General features: G+C 68.8%; 13 protein-coding genes. 8 read left to right on the top strand and 5 right to left on the bottom strand.

The annotated features are described in order from the left end of the window. Window positions 1-24: 24 nt before the first annotated feature. From O2L52_RS21180 to O2L52_RS21195, 4 genes are all read left to right on the top strand, one after another. Entirely contained in the window at window positions 25-783 is a 759-nt protein-coding gene (locus tag O2L52_RS21180) for an AraC family transcriptional regulator (protein ID WP_270118044.1), read from the top strand. Between the two features lie 204 nt (window positions 784-987). Further along, window positions 988-3,231 carry a rhamnogalacturonan lyase family protein gene (locus O2L52_RS21185; protein ID WP_270118045.1) on the top strand — a complete coding sequence of 748 codons (2,244 nt, stop codon included), beginning with the start codon at window positions 988-990 and terminating at the stop codon, window positions 3,229-3,231. A 111-nt stretch (window positions 3,232-3,342) separates the two neighbouring features. Then, window positions 3,343-3,918, top strand: a complete 576-nt coding sequence (locus O2L52_RS21190; RefSeq protein WP_270118046.1) for a TIGR03086 family metal-binding protein — start codon at window positions 3,343-3,345, stop codon at window positions 3,916-3,918. A 281-nt stretch (window positions 3,919-4,199) separates the two neighbouring features. Then, window positions 4,200-4,430: a hypothetical protein gene (locus tag O2L52_RS21195; RefSeq protein ID WP_270118048.1), complete on the top strand. Its 231-nt coding sequence runs from the start codon at window positions 4,200-4,202 to the stop codon at window positions 4,428-4,430. Window positions 4,431-4,510: 80 nt separating this feature from the next. Here O2L52_RS21195 and drmC read toward each other — a convergent pair whose 3' ends face one another. Genes drmC through drmA form a run of 3 tightly spaced genes read right to left on the bottom strand, consistent with a single transcriptional unit; the run spans window position 4,511 to window position 10,814 of the window. Beyond that, a complete protein-coding gene (gene drmC / locus O2L52_RS21200) occupies window positions 4,511-5,257 on the bottom strand; it encodes a DISARM system phospholipase D-like protein DrmC (protein WP_270118049.1) in 747 nt (248 codons plus the stop codon). Next, window positions 5,254-7,110, bottom strand: coding sequence for a DUF1998 domain-containing protein (drmB, locus tag O2L52_RS21205; protein WP_270118050.1), 1,857 nt, complete (start codon window positions 7,108-7,110; stop codon window positions 5,254-5,256). The genes drmC and drmB overlap by 4 nt, the downstream gene beginning before the upstream one ends. A 2-nt stretch (window positions 7,111-7,112) precedes the next feature. After that, window positions 7,113-10,814, bottom strand: a complete 3,702-nt coding sequence (gene drmA / locus O2L52_RS21210; RefSeq protein WP_270118052.1) for a DISARM system helicase DrmA — start codon at window positions 10,812-10,814, stop codon at window positions 7,113-7,115. A 178-nt stretch (window positions 10,815-10,992) separates the two neighbouring features. Here drmA and O2L52_RS21215 point away from each other — a divergent pair, with 178 nt between their 5' ends. Next, window positions 10,993-14,229: a leucine-rich repeat domain-containing protein gene (locus O2L52_RS21215; protein WP_270118053.1), complete on the top strand. Its 3,237-nt coding sequence runs from the start codon at window positions 10,993-10,995 to the stop codon at window positions 14,227-14,229. Window positions 14,230-14,311: 82 nt separating this feature from the next. On the opposite strand, the gene O2L52_RS21220 is transcribed toward O2L52_RS21215, so the two are convergent. Next, a complete protein-coding gene (locus O2L52_RS21220) occupies window positions 14,312-14,686 on the bottom strand; it encodes a hypothetical protein (RefSeq protein WP_270118054.1) in 375 nt (124 codons plus the stop codon). A 553-nt stretch (window positions 14,687-15,239) separates the two neighbouring features. Further along, window positions 15,240-16,874, bottom strand: a complete 1,635-nt coding sequence (locus tag O2L52_RS21225) for an LPXTG cell wall anchor domain-containing protein (RefSeq protein WP_270118055.1) — start codon at window positions 16,872-16,874, stop codon at window positions 15,240-15,242. 270 nt (window positions 16,875-17,144) lie between these two features. Here O2L52_RS21225 and O2L52_RS21230 point away from each other — a divergent pair, with 270 nt between their 5' ends. The 3 genes from O2L52_RS21230 to O2L52_RS21240 all read left to right on the top strand — a co-directional run bounded on the left by O2L52_RS21230 (window position 17,145) and on the right by O2L52_RS21240 (window position 18,945). Beyond that, a complete protein-coding gene (locus O2L52_RS21230; RefSeq protein WP_270118056.1) occupies window positions 17,145-17,375 on the top strand; it encodes a nucleoside triphosphate pyrophosphohydrolase family protein in 231 nt (76 codons plus the stop codon). Between the two features lie 375 nt (window positions 17,376-17,750). Next, window positions 17,751-18,512: a hypothetical protein gene (locus tag O2L52_RS21235; protein WP_270118058.1), complete on the top strand. Its 762-nt coding sequence runs from the start codon at window positions 17,751-17,753 to the stop codon at window positions 18,510-18,512. Further along, on the top strand, window positions 18,502-18,945 hold the full coding sequence (locus O2L52_RS21240; protein ID WP_270118059.1) for a hypothetical protein: 444 nt from the start codon (window positions 18,502-18,504) through the stop codon (window positions 18,943-18,945). The genes O2L52_RS21235 and O2L52_RS21240 overlap by 11 nt, the downstream gene beginning before the upstream one ends. Window positions 18,946-19,091 lie beyond the last annotated feature (146 nt).

The following is a 19,091-nucleotide window of genomic DNA, read 5'->3' on the forward strand; positions in this document are numbered from 1 at the left end:
CGGCTAACGGTATTCTGCCGAGTTATGTCGACAGACGGCCACGTCATTCCGAGCAGGCCCATCAGGATGCTCACGCATCTCGAGCGGATCGACTGGCACCGCCACGACGGCCACCAGCTGATCTACCCGCGGCGCGGGGTGCTGCGGGTGTTCACGGCCTCGGGCGTGTGGGTGGTGCCGCCCTCGCAGGGCGTGTGGATGCCGGCCGGCCGCGACCATGCGCACCGCGCGTGCGGGTCGACGGAGATGCGCGCGATCCTCTTCGCGCCCGAGGGGCCGGGGCCCTTCATCGGGCACCCGACGGTGCTGGCGTTCACGCCGCTGCTGCGCGAGGCGGTCACGTGCCTGACCGACGACGCCGGGCTCGAGGCGGGCACCCGGGGGCGCCTCGAGCGGGTCGTCCTCGACCTGCTGCGCGGTGTCGAAGCGCCGCAGCGGTTCCTGCCCGCGCTGCCGGACCCGCGCCTGCGGGAGGTGGTCGCGCTCCTGGAGGACCACCCGGCCGACCGGCGGACGCTGGCGCAGCTGGGGATGGCGGTCGGCGCGTCCGAGCGGACGCTGAGCCGGCTGTTCCGGGAGCACGCGGGGATGACGTTCGCGCAGTGGCGCGGGCAGTTCCGGCTGCACCACGCGCTCGTGCTGCTCGCGGAGGGGCACCAGGTCACGCGGATCGCGGGGGCGTGCGGGTACGCGAGCCCGAGCGCGTTCATCGGGGCGTTCCGGGAGGCGTTCGGGTTCACGCCGGGCGAGTACCTGCGGCGCGAGCCGGGCCTTCGGCTCTAGCCCCCCATTGCCTTGATGGCGCTTTCAGGTTATTCTGACTCAACGCCATTATATCGATTCAATTCAATGTTTCGATGTCAATGCAGGCGGTCGCGCGCTCCGGCACGCCGCGTCGCCCGCCGCCTCACCCTGTGCCAATGCGCGCCTCCGCGCGGCCCTTTCGCGCGCCCGCGGCCGGTGCCCCTCACCAGATACGGAGTGAACATGAACGAGTCCAACGCCCGACGGGCCAGGCGCCTGCGGGCCCCGGCGGCCGCGGCCATAGGCCTGGTCGCCGCCGCCGCGACCTTCATCGCGATGACCAACGCGAACGCGGCCACCGTCCGCTACGAGGCAGAGAGCTCCCCCGCCGTCTGCAACGGCACCATCGACACGAACCACGCCGGGTACTCCGGCTCAGGGTTCTGCAACTCCAACAACGCGGTCGGCGCCTCGGCCCAGTTCACCGTCAACGCCTCCAGCGCCGGCACCGCGACCCTCGCGATCCGGTACGCCCACGGCGGCACCGACACCCGCTCGGCCAACATCCTGGTCAACGGCGCCACGGTGCAGTCGGCGAGCGCGTTCGCCGCCACCGGCGGGTGGACGGCCTGGTCGACCAAGACCGTCACCATCCCGGTGAACACCGGGAGCAACACGGTCCGCCTCGAGGCCACCGCGGCCGCCGGGCTCGCGAACATCGACTACGTCGAGCTCACCGACGGCGGCACGGCCCAGACCGGGCCGATCATGGAGGACCTCGGCCGCGGTGTCACCGTGGTGCCGTCCGGCGGGGGCAGCCTCGTCAGCTGGCGGCTCCTCGGCACCGACAGCGCCAACACGGCGTTCAACGTGTACCGCAACGGGACCCTGCTCAACAGCTCGCCGATCACCGGCGCCACCAACTACCTCGACTCCGGCGGCAGCGGCACCTACACCGTCGCCGCGGTCAACGGCGGGACCGTCGGCACCCAGGTCGGAGCCGAGGCGGTCTTCAACTCGAGCGGCTACCGGGACGTCCCGATCCAGCGGCCCGCGGGCGGCACCACCCCCTCGGGCGAGGCGTACACGTACAACGCCAACGACATGAGCGTGGGCGACCTCGACGGCGACGGGCAGTACGAGTACCTCGTCAAGTGGGACCCGAGCAACGCGAAGGACAACTCGCAGTCGGGTTACACCGGGAACGTCTACATCGACGCGTACAAGCTCAACGGCCAGCGGCTGTGGCGGATCGACCTGGGCCGCAACATCAGGGCCGGGGCGCACTACACGCAGTTCCAGGTGTACGACTACGACTCGGACGGCGACGCGGAGATCGCGATGAAGACCGCGGACGCCACGGTCTCGGGCACCGGGCAGGTCATCGGCAACGGGAGCGCCGACCACCGCAACAGCGGCGGCTACATCCTCTCCGGGCCGGAGTACCTGACGATCTTCAACGGCGCCAACGGGGCCGTGCTCGACACGATCGACTACCAGCCCCCGCGCGGCACCGTCGCGAACTGGGGCGACAACTACGGCAACCGCGTCGACCGCTTCCTCGCCGGAACGGCCTATCTGGACGGCACCCACCCGTCGATGATCTTCAGCCGCGGCTACTACACGCGCAGCGTCATCTGGGCGGTCGACTTCAACGGCACGGACCTGGTGTCGCGCTGGGTGTTCGACTCCAACAGCGCCGGCAGCCAGTACGCCGGGCAGGGGGCGCACAGCCTCTCGATCGCCGATCTGAACGGCGACGGCCGCCAGGACGTGGTCTTCGGCGCGATGGCGGTCGGCTCGAACGGCCAGGCCCTGTACAACACCGGGTTCGGCCACGGCGACGCGCTGCATGTGAGCGACCTCGTGCCCAGCCGCGCCGGGCAGGAGGTGTTCATGGTCCACGAGAGCGCCAGCCAGCCGTCGTCCAGCCTCAACGGCTCGAACGGCTCGATCCTCTTCCAGACCGGCGCGAGCGGCGACAACGGCCGCGGCGTGGCCGCGAACGTGCTGGGCAGCAACCCCGGCGCCGAGTACTGGTCGTCGAACGTGAGCGGCCTGCTCAACGCCTCCGGTTCGAACATCGGCGCCAAGCCGGCCTCGATCAACTTCCTGTCCTGGTGGGACGGTGACGGCGAGCGCGAGCTGCTCGACGGCACGCAGATCACCAACTACCCGTCCGGCACGGCCCTCTCTGCCTCCGGCGTCGCGACCAACAACGGCACGAAGTCCACACCGGGCCTCTCGGCCGACCTGTTCGGCGACTGGCGCGAAGAGGTCGTCTGGCGCACCAGCGACAACAGTGCGCTGCGCATCTACGCCACGTCCTCCACCACCAACCTGCGCATCGCCACGCTCATGCACGACCCGCAGTACCGGGTGGCGATCGCCTGGCAGAACACGGCGTACAACCAGCCGCCGCACCCGAGCTTCTACATCGGCAGCGACGTCACGAGCTACCCGTTCCCGGCCATCAGCACCCCCTGACCCCTCACGGAAACCGGGGCCCGCGGCAGTCGCCGCGGGCCCCGGCCCGCTGCCCCGATGAATCCGGGCGATCCGCGTCGTCTCCATTCGTGAACCATCGAAGGAGCGCAGATGATCGACTTCAAAGCGGTGACCGGCCAGGTGGCGTCCCTGCTGGACCGTGTACAGGACGACCGCCTCGAGGACGCCACCCCGTGCGGGCACTACACGCAGGCGCAGCTGCTCAACCACCTGATCGGCCTGTGCCTGGCCTTCACCGCGGCCGCCCGCGGCGAGACCGGCCCCCACAACGACGCCCCGCCCGGTGAGCCCCCGACAACCCTGGATCCCCAGTGGCGCAACGAACTCGCGCACCGCCTCGCCGAGCTCGCCGACGCCTGGAGCGAGCCGTCCGCCTGGGAGGGCGAGTCCCTCGCCGGCGGCGTGACCCTCCCGGCCTCGATCATGGGCCTCGTCGCACTGAACGAAGTCGCGGTCCACGGCTGGGACCTCGCCGCCGCCACCGGCCAGCCCTACGCCCTCGACCCGGCCGTGATCGAGACCCTCACCGCCTTCACCGGCCAGGACTCCGACGACCAGGCCGCCCGCGAGGGCATCTACGCCCCCGTCGTCGCACTCCCCGCCGACGCCTCCCCCCAAGACCACCTCCTGGCCCTCACCGGCCGCAACCCCGCCTGGCGCCCTTAGCAAGCGCGCGACATGACCGGGCGCGGCAGTGCGGGGTAAACCCTCCCGCGCCCTCGCGACGCCGCGCCCTTCGAAGCGCTCAGGCCAACGGCCGCAACATGAACCGCAGTGGTCACCGCACCACCCGCAGTGGACTCCGGCCCATAGAATCGATGCATACGGGCTGCGACGACACGAGGGGTGAACTGCGTGGAGGTTTTAACGGCGGTTCGGCCGGGGTTCGGGGCGGGCGGATGCGCGAGCACCGGTGCCCCTGCACGGACGCTCAGGAAGGCGCGGCGGTGATCGAGAATCTGCTCTGCGTGCTCTGCATGGCCTCGGTGGTGCTGTTCCCGATCATCGCGATCTCCCGCGCCGTCTGGAAGTCCAACTTCAAGTTCCGCCGGTTCTGCGGCGAATGCTCTTACAACACCGGCTGGACGAGCGAATCCGTCGCTGGCGACATCATGTACGCGCACTATCTCCACAGGCATCCGGGCGTGCCTCCTCGGGGTCTCATCCAGTGGCGTTGAGCCCGGCTCGAGCCCTGAGGTCCGGCCGTCTCCGCAGACCCGTCGCGGCGGACGGCACGACGGAGGCGCCGCTCGACGGGTCAGATTCGCGTGAGGTGCCCGCTTCGCACGAGTGCCTTGAGGTGCTCGGCGGCACGCTTGGGCGCCGACCCGCCTTTCACCAGAAGCCCGGCCTCGAGGTTCCGCTCCAAGCCTGAAGTGGTGAAGTTCGCGCTGGTCACAAGCAGGGTGGTGGCGTCGGCGAGGGCGAGTTTGGCGTGCAGTTTCGCGTCCGAGGGTCGAGATGCCACGGGCCAGGTGTAGAGCTTCGCTCCTTTGAGGAGGGCGAAGGCGGCGGCCGGTTCGGACCCGGAGATCGCCGATCCTGCGCCGGCGAGGATCTCGATCGCGATGGCGACGCTGACTCCGCGCTGCATGGCCCGCTCGATCGCTTCGAGCAGGGGCGCATGGGGTTTCGCGGAGTAGGTGGAGAGCCAGAGTTCCCGTGTGCTGCCTCCGACCAGGTTGAGCAGGGCGAGTTGGGTGGATCGGACGGGGACGCCGTGCACGGCGGGGCCGGTCCACACTGTCTCGATGTCCTGCGGCCGCAGGGCGTGGCCGTCGGCGAGCCCTTCGAGGTAGGCCTCGGCCCGGTCGGGTCCGCAGCTGCGGGCGGCCTCGGCGACCGCCGCGATGACCGGCGCCGCGTCCGGCCTGCCGAGCCGCTCGGCGACGATCGAAGGCGGCGTGCCGTCGGTGATGGCGCCGGCCTGGTCGGCCAAGGCGACCGGTCCGACGAGTTCGAGGAGCTCGGTCGCCTTGGCCCGCAGCGTATCTTGCGCGCTCATCGCCACGGCTCGAGGAAGCTCAGGCCGTCGCCGAGGTCGGTGACGAATCGGCGGTCGAGGAAGCGGTTCCCGCGCTCGCAGGTGGTCTCGGAGACGAACAGGCACGCGTGACAGGCGGCGCCGTGGAGTGAGTCGGCCGGGTCGGCCGGAAGGTGGTCGGCGCACACGGGGTCGCTCGAGCAGCGGCCGGCCTCGGTCAACGCCCTACCGACGATGCGTGTCAGCGATCCCGCCTCGGCGAGGCTCACCAGACCTCCCAGGGTCCCTTCGGCGTCCGGGACGGCCGTGTAGATGAGCAGGCCGGCCCGGTCGTTCCCGTCGTAGTAGATCCGTTCGGAGAGGCTGGCCGAGTTGTAGCCGCATTCGAGCGCGATCGCCCGGATGAGCAGGTGCGAGAGGGTGTGCAGCACGACGTATCCGATGCCCGGCCAGCCGGCCATGGGGTCGAACTCGCCGCCGCGCCGGCGCGAGCGCCGGCGTCCGCGGAAGTTGCGCCAGGCGGCTTGGAGCCGCTCCACGGCCTCCTCGTCGGCGACCCGGGCTTCCCAGGTGCGCAACGCATCCGAGTTCAGGCGCAGGAAAATGCCCTCGCCGAACACTTCACTGGCCGGGGCCCAGGTGGGTTCACCGCGGCTGATCCGCGCGACCGGCACCAGGTCGGGGTCCTCGGGGTCGGGCGCGTCGAGTCTCGTGAACCCGTGGAAGGCCCGCACTTCGCGCAGCCGCTCGGCCTGCACCACATCGGTGAAATACGGTTTGAGCGGGTCCGGCACGCCCTCGGAGTCGCGCACGGCGGTGAAGTACTCGTTCGCGGGCAGCTTCTCAGCGGTGAACGCCTTCCATTCCGGGGCCTGGAGGTCGCCGGCCTCCCTCTGGTCGGAAGCCGGGACGTGGGCGTCCATCGCCGCCCGCAGCTGCTCGGGCTCGAAGTCCAGGAACGGTTTGAGCGCGGGCATGTGGCGCATCAGCCCTGCAAGGGTCTTGGCGTCCACGCTCCACACCGTCTCCCTGAGGACTTCCTCGTGCTCGGCCACGAGTCCGCGCAGCCGGTCCTCGTCGTCGGGCGGGACGGAGAGCACCGAAACCGTCTGCGGGAACCAGAGGTTGGACGCGCCCACCACGATGGTCTGGAGCGGCGCCCGGCATTCGCCGAACTCGTGGAGGTGCGGGTGCCGGCCCCGGCAGTTCGGCAGCTCGCCGCGTCCGGTGTCGCCCATGGCGTCCTTGAGGTTGCGCGCCGCATTGCAGGACTTACAGGTGATGCGCACGTCCACCTGGCGGTTCCCGGCTCGGTCGACCATCTCCAGGATCGGGTACTCCGCCTTCGGGCAGGCGCTGCCGCGATGCACGAACGGCTCGTACGGGAACTCGTCGAGGTGCCCGTCGTCGCAGACGACGACGAACCGGGCCGGGACGGCCTTCGCGTCCAGACCGCGGCGGCCGCCGCAGTTCTGATGCTGGAACACCGCCAGATCAGGGCGGGTGCGCTTGTAGTTGACATAGGTGAAGGCCTCGCCCCAGACCGGGGCGAGCAGGTTGCATCTGGTGCAGCGCAACCAGGACGGGAAGGCTCGCACCGGTACCCCGACGAGCGCTCGGTCGTCGTCGTCGGACAGCGGGATGAGCCGCAGCTCCCGCACCGATTGCGAGAGGCGCTTCCGCGTCAGCTCCAGCAGCCGTTTCTCGTGCACGATTCGCACGTCGCTGTTGCGGTAGAACGGCTCCCAGTCGTCGAGGCCGCCCACGAGCGCGGCGAAGTTCGGGAGGTCGACGATCCCGCCGATGCCGCCGGTGAACATGAGGTGGCTGGGTCGGGCCGAGCCGACCTGCCGGAACTGCTGTCGCGCGGCCATCGTCAGGAACCGTCCTCAGTGTCGGGTCGGGAGCCGTACGACCACTGCGGGCCGCGCAGCGTGGGCGACTTCATCTCGTGGTCCGCGGGGAAGATCAGTTTCGCCTCGCCTTCGGTCTCCCGCATGGAGTTCGCCACCGTGAGGGTGGTCCATTCGGTGCCGTCCGCAGGCCGCAGGAGCCCGGCGCGGTTGGCCTTGCCCGTTCCGGCCCGGTAGACGAGTCCGCCGCGGAGCTTCTCGAGCTCCCAGTCGTCGAACAGGTTCTCGGCCCGTTCACGCAGGTACTGCGCCGCTTGGGGGTTCTTCACCTGCTGGGCGCGCTCGATCAGGGTCTTGACCACGTCGTCGACCGCCGCCGCGTTGCGGTCGAAGCGGGCGGCGGCCGCGTTCGGCGAGGCGTCGCGGTCGCCTTGGCGTATCGCGGCCACGAGCGCCCCGGTCGCGCCGCGGTCCAGCGCGCGCCGGGTGAACGGCGTGACGGACAGCGCCTCGACCTGCCGGTAATAGGAGTCGTGGTAGTGGTAGAAGTCCTCGTAATGGTCGAGATCGCGGGGTCGGGTCCAGTTGTAGAGGGTGACGACGAGCCCCGGCCGGTTCGCGTCGCGGCCGACCCGCGAGGACGCCTGGATGTACTCTGCAGTGTTCTTCGGCTGCCCGGTCACGACCATGAGCCCGAACCGCGAGACGTCCACGCCGACCTGCAGCATCGAGGTCGCCAGCACCGCGTCGGTGCGGGAGCCGCGCTCGCGCAGCTCCACCGCGAGCGGGTCCGGTTCGCGCTTCTCCTTGCGGGCTGCGAACATCTCGCGGCCGATGGCGCTGCGCCGGGCGGCGGTGTCCCGCTCAGGGTCGAAGCCCTGCTCCAGTTCGGACAGTGTGGCGGAGATGTCGCTGGAGGCGATGCGCGAGGTCAGTTCGGTGATGCGGAGCGTGTTCGCTGAGCCCAGCCGCGCCGAGAAGCCGTCGCGGGTGCGCCGCACGCGAATCGAAACGTCGTCGTCCAGGTACCGTCGCATCCCGGCCAGCTCTCGCGTGGCGTTGAAGTACCCGACCGGGGTCATGTACGGGTCGGCCGGAGAACCGTAGCGGTCGAACAAGGTCTGCCCGGCGATGAGCAGGGTGTCCCAGAGCCGGATCTCGGCCTGCTTCAGGCGCACCCCGTGCGCGCACAACCCGAGGTAGCGCCGCCCAGGCGTCTTCTCAGCGATCGGGTCCTGCTTGGAGAAGAACGTGTCCTCGACGTCGAGCACCGGCGGCGGGAAGATCGCGACCCGCCGGTTGTAGATGCCCTTCACCTGCGCGGCGGCCCGCTTCGTGGTCGCCGTTGACGCCACGATCTTCGGCCCGGCCACGCCCTCCTCGGTCTCCCACTGCAGCAGGTAGTCCACTGCGGACTCGAACAGGGCGACGCTGGTGCCCAGCGCCCCTGATATCAGGTGCAGCTCGTCCTGGATGATCAGATCCCAGGGCCGGGGCCGGATCACCGGCTCACTTACCACGGCCGGAAGCTTGCCTTTCGGCACATGCTTTCCCCCGCAACCGATCCGCTCGTCCAAGTCGGGGTGGCGGTAGCCGTGCCTCGGGCACTTCGACCGCGTCTGCCCGAACAGCAGCCCCGCCTCGCCCTTCCAGGGCAGCTGCGCCAGCTTGTCCACTGTGGCGATCATGAAGGCGGGCAGCAGCCGGTAGATCTCCTCGTCGACGCTCACCACCGGCACGCCCTCACCGGGCGACGAACGGCGGGAGAACGGGCACCGCCCCTCCCCCACCGAACGCGGGCAGTACAGCAGGACCCGGCGGCGCCCCTCATCGGTTTCGATCGCGTTGGCCTCGAACCGCTCCCCGCACCATGGGCACGCCTGCAACTGGAGCGTCTTTGACTCGCCGACCTTCCCTCGGACCTTCATGTCCGCGATGTCCATCGCGGCATCGTCATACGTGTTGGGGGTGACCTTCAAGCCCACCCACAGCCCGATGCGGAACGGTTCGTCACCGTAGACGTCCGGCGCTTCCCGGCGGAGCAGCTCGGCCGCGCACACCAGCGCCGACGCCCGCTGGAACTGCTGCGAAGTGAGCAGCCGCAGCGTGTACCGCATGAACACCGCCACCCCGGCGGCCGCGTCGCGGGCCTCCTCACCGGAGCCCGTGACCCCTTGCAGGCGGCGGATCGCCATCGTGAACGCCGCGAGCCCCAGGTACGCCTCGGTCTTGCCGCCGCCCGTGGGGAAGAAGAGCAGGTCGACCAGGCCCTGCGGGCCGATCCTCCGGTCGGGGTGTCCGGGGTCGGCCAGGCTCGCGAGATTCAGCAGGAGGAACGCGAGCTGGAACGGACGCCACGAGGCGGCGGCCGGGCCCTTCGCCTCGATCGCCGCCTGCGCGGTCGCGTAGTCCGAGCCGTTCGTCGCCCGGTGGGCGGCGATCTGCGTGTGCAGCCGCTGGTCGGCCATGGCGCGCTGCGCGAATTTGAAGGCCCGCAAGGCGATCGCGTGATGCTCGTGGCCCGGCTCGGTGAGGAGCCGCACGCCTTCGCCGATGCGGTCGGCGATTGTGCGGGCCTCGCCGAGCGCTTCACGCGCGTAGACCCGCAACTGCTCGGGCAGGCCGTCGATCCGGGCTTCCTGCTCCTCGAGCCAGACCCGGTAGCCGTCGGCGAGCGGGGCGAGGCCGGCCCGCAGCGCCTCGGCGTCGGCTTCGGCGAGCGCGGTCATGGAGAGTTCGAGCCCGGCGAGGAGCGCGGACTCCTCGGGTGTGGGCGCGGAAGTGCCGGGCACGTCCGTGACCGGCATCCATTCGGTCCGCAGCTCGCGGGCGCGGCGCTCGCCGCGCACTTCGTCGGCGTGCACGGCGACGTTGCGGCCGCGCGTGTACTGGAGCCGATTGCGATACAGCAGCCGCAACCGCATGTCCTCGGCGTCCAGGTAGGCGCTCTCGGGGGCGTCCTCCCGCATCGGGTCGTCCATCGGCAGGAACACGGCGGTTTCGCCGTCGAGGGCGCGGACGGTGAGCTGGGGCTGGAACAGCCAGGCTTCGTCGGCGTTGTGCTGCGGTTCGCGCTGGCCGTTGACGAGGCCGAGTTCGACCACGATGCTGTGGTCGCGTCGCCTGGTCTCGACCGTGAGGAACACCCCGTGGTCGTCGTCGCCGGTGAGGACGATGCGCTGGCGGTCGTCGCTGAGGTCGATCTCGCGGCCGTGCTCGTCCCCGGCCGGGACGCGGCGCCATCCGCTCTTGGCTTTGCCGTCTTCGTCGGTGAAGGAGGTCTTGAGGTAGTGGCCCCAGGTGGCGCGGACGTGGATCTTCGCGGTGTCGACCGGGACGCGGAAGGAGAGGCCCATGCTGGAGGCTTCGAGGCGGCCGACGTCGGCGGTCTTGGCGGCGAGTTCGGCGTCTTCGGTGCCGGCGTTGAGGTTCTCGCCGTCGTCGTGGTCGTCGTGGGTGTTCGCGTCTTCGATGTCGCGCTTGGTGCCTTGCGGGAGCAGTTCCTTGGGGCCGAGCTGGCCGACGAGGTAGCGGGACCGGGGGCTGTCCTTGCCCACGATGTCCTCGTTGAGGCCGTTCCAGGGGCCGAGGAGATCGCGGGTGAGGTAGCCGAGCAGGTCTTCGCGGACGCCGAATGACGTGGCGTCCTCGAACAGCTGCGGGCGGCGCAGCAGTTCGGACGGGTTCGGACGGTCGGCCGGTTCCTGTCGTCCTTGAGAGGCCATGGCGCTCCGTTCACGGCTGAGACGACGCATCGGTGCTGGTGCGCCGCGTCGGTTCATTCTGCCCCACGGGGGTGACGTCGGGGGTCGCGCCGGTGCGGGTGGGCCGTTTCGGGGATCGCGCGGCGTGCGGAGGGTGCTTAGACTCGTGGTCATTCCCCTAAGGAGCCTTGCCATGTCAATGGAAGTGGCGGAGTTGCGGATCGCTGAGGCGGTTGAGACCGGTGCCGAGACGTTGAACCTCTCCGGTCTGGACCTCTCTGAGGTTCCTGTCCGGCTTCGCAAGCTCACCGGTCTGATCGATCTCGATCTCAGTTTCAATCGGATCACCGCGCTTCCGGACTTCATCGGTGGGCTCCGCGGCCTGCGCAACCTCAATCTTCAACGCAACGGGCTTCTCTTCCTGCCGCGGCGCGTCGGCGATCTGTCGCGCCTGACCCGATTGCAGCTTCATTCGAACGGCCTTCGTGATGTGCCCAGGGCGATCGGCCAACTCGTTCGGCTAGAGGAGCTAGCGCTGGGCGGCAACCGAATCGAACGCCTTCCCGGCTTCCTTCTCGATCTCCACCGCCTCAACTCCCTAGATTTGTACGGCAACGAGATCACAGAGCTCCCCCACGAGTTCGAGTCGTTGCAAGGCCTCACGGACCTCGACCTCGGCGGGAACCGCCTGACCGGTCTGCCCGGGTCGATCGGCGAATGTTCCGGTCTGACCCGGCTCGTCTTGAGCGGAAACTCCCTCAACAGGATTCCCGAGGAAATCGGCGCGCTCAAACGCCTGACCCATCTCAATCTCAGCCGCAACGACCTCGGGCGGTTTCCGAATGCCGTCGTCGAACTCGAGAACCTCACCCACCTCGACCTCGGAGGCAATCGCATCAGGGCGATCCCCGCCGACATCCGCAGGCTCACCCGCTTGACGCACCTCAACTTGAGCGGCAACCGCCTGAGGTCGCTCCCCGACGAGATCGGTGAGCTGCGGGAGACAGTCACGATCAATCTCCAGGGCAACCGCCTCACCGACCTCCCCCCGAGCCTCGCCCGCGCCACTTCGCTCCGCACGCTCGCCGTCGAGGACAACGACCTGTCTCCAGAACTCAAGGCCGCGAGTACGCAGGGGACCAAGTCGGTCTTGACCTACCTTCGCGAGCAGGCGATCGCCTCCGTCGCCGTCCGCGAGGCCAAACTGGTCGTGATCGGCGAAGGCGCGGTCGGCAAGTCCTCGCTGCTCGCGGCCCTGCGCGGCGAGGCCTTCGTCGAGCAGCGCCCCCTCACGCACGGGCTCGAGGTCGGCCCTGTGAACTTGGCAGACGCTCTCGGGCGACCGTTGACCCTCAACGCCTGGGATTTCGGCGGCCAGTCGACCAACCGCCCTGTGCACCAGTTGTTCTTCACCTCGTGGGCGGTGTACGTCATCGCTTGGAATCCCCGCAGCGGGGCCGCGCAGGGATTCGTCGAGTACTGGGTGAACCTGGTGCGCCGGCGAGTGGGAGCCGAAGCTCGCATCCACATCGTGGCCACCCACGCCGACGCGCACGACCATCTCGGCGACCTCGACCGGACCCGCCTGCAACGCAAAGCCGACAGCGAGATCGCCGGGTTCCACCGCATTGACAGCAAGACCGGCCGTGGCATCGCGGAACTCGCCTCCGCTATCGCCACCACCGCCGCTGACCTTCAGCATCTGGAGCGGCGCCTTCCGGCCCGCTGGCGAGCGGTGATGGAAGAACTCGCCGAAGGCGGAGAGAGCCACCTCGCGATCGACGATTACCTGGGCCGTACCCGGAGCCACGGTCTCGACGACGACTCGGCGCTGACGCTCGCCCGTGTCGCCACCGAGCTCGGGCACTGGTGCTACTTCCCCGATGCCAAGGGGCTCGACGAGCTCGTGGTTCTCAAGGGGGACTGGCTCAGTCGAGCCATCAGCCTGGCCTTGAACGACCCGGTGACACGGGACCGGGAAGGGCTCGTCTCGCACGATCGGCTCAGGCGAGTGTGGGACGATCCGAGGAGGCCCGAGCATGAGCGCTACCCGCGGCGCGTGCATTCAGCACTGATCGAGCTCATGCACGAGTTCGAGATCGCTTACCCCGTCCGGGATTCCTACGACGGTCCGACGAGCCTCATCACCCAACTGGTATCCACTGTGGAACCCGACCTGGAGGACTGGACGCGGTACGACCCCGGGCTCCCGGAGCAGTCATATGTGATCGAGTTCCGCGACGCGAGCGACCGCCCCGCGAAGCCCGAAGGGCTCATGTTCCGGTTGATCGCGCGGTTCCATCGCTTCGCGCTCCAGAGGGGGGACCTCGGCCGCGGCGTGCACTGGGCGTCCGGAGTGGTCCTGGACGACGGCAATCACGGCAGGGCCCTGGTGCGGATCGAAAACGATCGCCTTTCGGTGACCGTCAAGGCGGCGTACCCCACGTACCTGTGCAAGTTGCTCGCCGACGAGATCTGCAACCATCTGCCCGAGTGGAAGGGCCTGACTCGAGTGACTCGCGTACCGTGCGGCGCCGTCTGCGCGGCCGCGGGTTCGCCCAAAGCGGGCTCGATGCTGTTCGACCTCGAAGCGCTCCAATCGTTCAAGGCCGAGGGCCATGTGGGCGCCGCCTGCAACAAGTGCAACCAGATGGTCCCGCTCGACGCGCTGATCGGGGAGTTCGGAGCAATCGCCGGGGCCCGGTCCGAGTCCGAAGACGGGATCGTCGCGGACATCCAGGCGAGGCTCGACTCGCTTCGCGAACTGGTCGACGAGCAGGGCTCGCTGACGCGGGCGCATGTGAGCACCGACCTGCGCCGCGCCATGACGGAGGCGGACACCCGGGTCGAAGAGCTGATCGAGATGGGCTTCCGGCTGCTCGCCGACGACGGCATGCACGGCCCGCGATTGTTCACGGTGACCCAGGACGACTCGGGCCCGCGCATCAAAGGCCTTGCGCAGCAGCGCATTCGAGTGATCCTCCACTGCGAGCACTCCCGCAGGCCCGTGCATCTCCTCGACGGCGACCCGGACAAGGGGGTCTACACGTTCGACATGGACCGGGAATGGCTCACCAAAGCCAGGCCGTGGATCAATTTCACGGCCAGGATGCTCAGGCTCGGCGGCGAGCTGGTGCCCGCGGGTCTGCGGCTCGAGCTCGCGAGCTCGGATTGGAAGGGCATCGAGAACGAGGTCGGCTTGGCGGCTAGCGCCGTCAAGGAGCTCGCCTCCAACGCCTCCGACTTGGCCGCCTGGAAGGACGCCGACGCGGATCTCGGCGGTGAGGCGCAGTTCGACGAGCTCTCACGCGGCCGGATCCATCGGCTCCGCGCCTTGGTGGAGCAGCAGGACCCGGACTTCGCGGGGCTGGTGCGGGTCCGGTCCGGCGACCGGTTCCGCTGGGTGCACAAGGACTTCGCCGACCGCTACCGGTGATCCGCGGACGCCCGCTTCGACCGGGCGCGTGAGCTTGACCGGCAACGGGGTCGGCGCCGCGGCTCCGGCGCTGACCGCGCCCTCAAGCGGAGCGGTAGGCGGCGAACGCCGACTCGCACTCCCATTCCACGAACGTGCGCTTGGCTCCCAGGTCGTCGGTCAGCGGCAGGCGACGGAGGTCGGCTGCCAGCGCGAAGAACCCGGGCCCGGGGAGGCCCGAATCAGCGCCGTGCACAAGCGCTGAGATCATGAATCGCTCGCCGGTGACGGCCTCATGGTGCTTGTTGATGTCGTCGCATAGCTTCCCGATCCTGCCGGGGAATCCGGCCGACGGGGAGGCGATGGGCGAGCCGAGTTCCTTGTTCAGTTCGCCGTAGGTGAGGGTGTCGCCGCGGGCGGCATACTGCTTGAGGACTTCGAGTCCGGCTTCCACGAGTTGGGGGTCTGGTTCGGGCATCACGGGCCTTTCAGCGAGGGGTTGCGGCCGGAGGTGTGGCGGGCCAGGGTGGCGGCACCGTACCACGCACGCACGGTCTGCACCAGGCTCAGTCCATGTTCGACGGTCGGGTGTGCACGCGGCGGCCGGACGCAGTCTGTGTCGCCGGCTTCGAGTCGACGGGAGTGATGCAAGCCCGGCCGTGCGGCCGTGCGGCAGGGTCGATGGCGCGGGTCCCGGCCGTGACCGGGCGGGGCCTCGCAGAGCGGCTTATCCGAAGAACGGGCCCGGCCGAGCCGCCTAGCCGCTGTGATGCCTCAGCGTGAGGTCGAACCATGGCGCGAAAGCCCAGCCGTTCGGCCGAACTCGGGGATGCCGAGCCCGCGCAGCCGCAGCCGCGCTGATGTTGCAGGAACGCCCGTCTCCCGGTCGACCGACCACGTGGAGGCCCGCCTCCCAACCAACCAACGACATGGAGAGCCCGGCCTTTCGGCCCGACCGACGACGCGGGGGCCCGGCCGTCAGGCCGAGCCCCCGCTTTCCCATTACGCAATACCGTTGCGCTGCAACATGACTACCAGCTCGCGGCGGCCTTGCGGCGGCGCAGGAGCACGAACACGACCACGCCCGCAGCGAGCACCGCGGCGGCCGTCGCGCCGATGACCGTGAGCGAGACGCCCGTGGTCGGCAGCTGCTCCGAGCCGTTCCCGCCACCGGGGACGGCGGCGTTGAGGCTCAGTGCGGCGACGTTGTTCTCCAGGTCGCCGTCGATCGTCGGGTAGTCAGCCTCGGTGAGGCCCCAGTTCTCCTCGAAGCCGGTGAAGTCCCAGGTGTCGGCGCTTTCCATGACTGAGACGAGGCCGTCGGTCGAGGGCTTCGCGACGGTCACGGTCACGGGGAGGTCGAATGCGAACTCCTCATCGACCCGAAGCCTGTCGGGCCCGTCGCACATGACGTCGACGCGCTCGAGCCCGTAGAGGGCCGGGTCGACCGTCCACTCACGGATTTCCATGCTGTTGCAGAAGGTGCCGTCGAGTTCGATGTAGCCGTACTCGTTGAAGCCGGTCGCTTCGACACCGGTGGGCAGCTGGATCGCGATGTTGAATCGGCCTTCGCCGGAGCCGGGGTGCGGCCGGGAGAGGCCGTCGGCCGGGCCGAGGTTCTCGATCACGACGGGAATGGTGGTGTCCGCGCCGGCTTCGCCGTCGATGCGCTGGCCCGCGACGGTCATGTCGAACGGGTTGGCCGCCGAGACGATCGTCGTCTGCGGGGACCGCTCGATCTCGGTGCGGTCGGTCAGTTCGAAGACGAGCTCCTGGTCGGCGTCGAAGAACTCGACTTCATCGAGGTAGTACTGGCCCCAACCGTCAAGCGGCGAGATGTGGAAGCCCTGGCGGAACGTCATCGGGCCGGGCACGTTCGCGCCGAGGGTCACGCTGATCGGCGAATCCGCGGAGAGTTCGTAGACCTCACCGGGCGCCGGCGTGAGTTCGGGGAACGCGCACATCACTTCGTCTTCGCGGAAGATGCCGCAGTTGCTGTAGTCCGAGGCGACCGAGAGGTCCGAGGAGTCGCTCCAGTAGCTGAAGATGACGCCGCGGATGGTGGACTCACCAGTGTTCGCGAACTCGATCGCGGGGGTGACGGTGTCGCCGGCCGCGACGTCCTCGAAGTCGCTCGCGTTCACGGAGTAGTCCCACTCCGCGTCGTCTGGAGCAAGGAAGGTCCAGCTGCCGGGGATCTCGGTGGGCGCGTACCCGCCGGGCTCCACGGTCACCAGCCAGTCGACCTGCTCGTTGGCGATGACTCCAGGGCCGGGGAGCACGTCGAACCGGATGTCGTACATCGAGTTGGCGTGCATGTCTGCGAAGTTGCAGTCGAGGGTCGCGCCGTCGGCGACGCAGGCCGGGTCTTCGGTCACGAAGGTGGTGCCCTCGTCCGCGAGGCCGAACTTGATGTGGACGTTCTCGAGGATCTCGTCATCGGCGGCACCGCCGGTCTCGACTACGAGCCGAGCCTGCTGCGACTCGGTCTCCTCGGTCCAGCCGACGTAGAAGTCGGAGGTCTCCCAGGGCTCGGCCCAGGCTTGGACGTCGAGTTGTTCCTGGGCTTGGGCGGGGGCGGCGGTGAGGCCGACCGCGAAGGCGGCCGCGGTGAGCGCGGCGCCCGCACCGGCGAGGACTCGCCGCGTGGGGTTCGGGGAGGTCATGTATTTCCTTGCTTCTGTTGTGAATGAGGGGTCCTGGTTCAGGGGGTGCCGGAGATACCGGCCTCATCGACACGCGTCGCGGCCAGTGACGGTTGCAGGGTTCGACCGAATTGAAACGTTCGAACCAAGGACGCGGGCGACCACGGTCCTTCGGGCCTGGTCAACGGGCCCGAGCCACCGACCATCTAATTTGCGCATAATGGACTGACGACGAATGAGGCCACCAGGGCGCGAGGCAGACTGAGACGACCAGAGCCCGAGACGATAGCCATGCTGCAGGAGCAGAGACAGGCCCAGACCGCATGGTTGGCGAAGTACCGCGATCGCTACCCTGCCGACCCCGACGCGCTCGACGAGGACGGCGAACCACTCGACCTCCTCGCGCCGCCGGAGATCGTCGCCGAGCTGGAAGCCGAGACCGACCGGATCCGCGAGCACTACACCGCCGCCTACCGAGCGCATCGCTTCCAGACTGCCCTTATCCCCGAACGAGGACCGTAGCCACTCGACCCGATGCCTGACCCACATCGAACGCAGACCCCGATCCTGGTTCCCCGACCCGGACTTCTCGCCGGGCTGGGCCCTGCGCCCCCAGTGAGGACACGCAACGGCACGAGCGGCGCTCTGCCCGCCGGTTCGAGTTCGTACAGCGATGTTGCGGCCTCCCGAGCGCAGGTCGCTCTCACCTCGGCCGATACGCGTGGCCCTCGGTTCGGGGCCGCCTTGCGTCCTGCGCGAAAGCCTCGATTCGGGTAACGTTTTGTCCGCCTCCACCCCCAGACAGGAAGGCCCCCATGGCGAGTATCGATGAGGTCGGCACGCCGACCGGCTCGAACGGTGATGCCGCAACCGACGTCGAGCGCGCCTAGCCGGCCGATGTCGAGTCTTTTGGAGGTCGCGGCGAAGATCGCGGCCGATAAGGAGCAGGCATCGCAGCTCGCCGGACCCCTTGCCGCGGCGAAGGACCAGGTCGAGGAGACGGCTGACCGGTTGAACGCCATCGGGATCGAACGCAGTGCGGCGCAGATGCAGCAGGTCGTGACGGCGCTCGAGGAGGCCGAATCGATTCGGGCTGCGCTTGAAGGCGGGCTGCAGAAGGCGCACTGGCAGGTGATGTCGGCGGCTCACGGGAGGATCGGACCGGGCGCACCCGGATCGGGCGCGATCGTCCCGCTGGTCCGGAAGGAAGGTCGGGACGGCGCGCTCGCAGGCGGACTCGATGCTGTCCCACCGCATGTGCGGCACGGCGCCAGCCCGAGTGGCGAAGAGTTGTCGGGCATCGACCCGAGCCTCAGCCCCTTCCAGAAGGAGCATGAGGGCGCTGGCGACGACTCGAAGATGGGCAAGCTCAGCCGCTTCGGCCGCAAAGCGGTACGCAACACCGGCGACCTGGTCGACGCTTCGAAGAAGATCGTCGACGCTCGTGCCGATACATTCCAGCGGGACTATGACCCTTGGGGCCCTTCCGCTCAGACCACCACCGAGGTTCCGACCGCGCCGCCATCGACACCCGGCTTCTACCGCCCTGAGGGGACCGACATCCGCGCCGGGGATGTCATCGGCACTAGCATCGTGGTAGCTGTGATCGCTGTCGAAGGGCTATCGCGGATTCTCAGAAAGAGGGAGCATGGCAAGTAACCAGCTGATCCGGGACCTGGTCCGAGCCATCGCGCTCGGCGACGGAGCCAAGATGAAGGAACTGAACAACCAGCTTCCCGACGCCGATCGCAACGACTACGTCATTCATGTCGCGGCGATGTTCGCCGGGGTGGCCGGGCACGTCTTCGAGCAGGACCAGAGCGCTACGGCGGTTCGCGAATTCGTCGACAAGATGTCCTTCGCCTACCGCAATGCCAATCCTCCTTTCAAGCCGCTTGCGATGGAGGCGATTTGCCGAGGGCTTTTGGGTGAGGATCACCTGCTCGATGAGGTCTCGGCGGTGGATCAATTGGATATGGAGATCCTGGCGATCCGCTTGATCGTGGACCAGTACCCAGCAGTTTCGGCTCAACTCGAGAGCTACCTCAACGACGCGGAGGTCCTTGCCGCAGAGTGGCAGAGCGAGGAGTAGCGACTCCGACAGTTTCGGGAGAGTTTGGGGGCAGGGCCTTTTGCCTTGTCCCCCTTGGCATGTCAAGAATCTTCTAGACACTCTGGTCACGTAAGTTGACACGTAAGTTTTCGCTGCGTCATCATCGAAGAAGGTTCTCGCGCAAT

Source organism: Glycomyces algeriensis (assembly GCF_027622855.1).
In the GTDB taxonomy this organism is placed as follows: Bacteria; Actinomycetota; Actinomycetes; order Mycobacteriales; family Micromonosporaceae; genus Glycomyces; species Glycomyces algeriensis.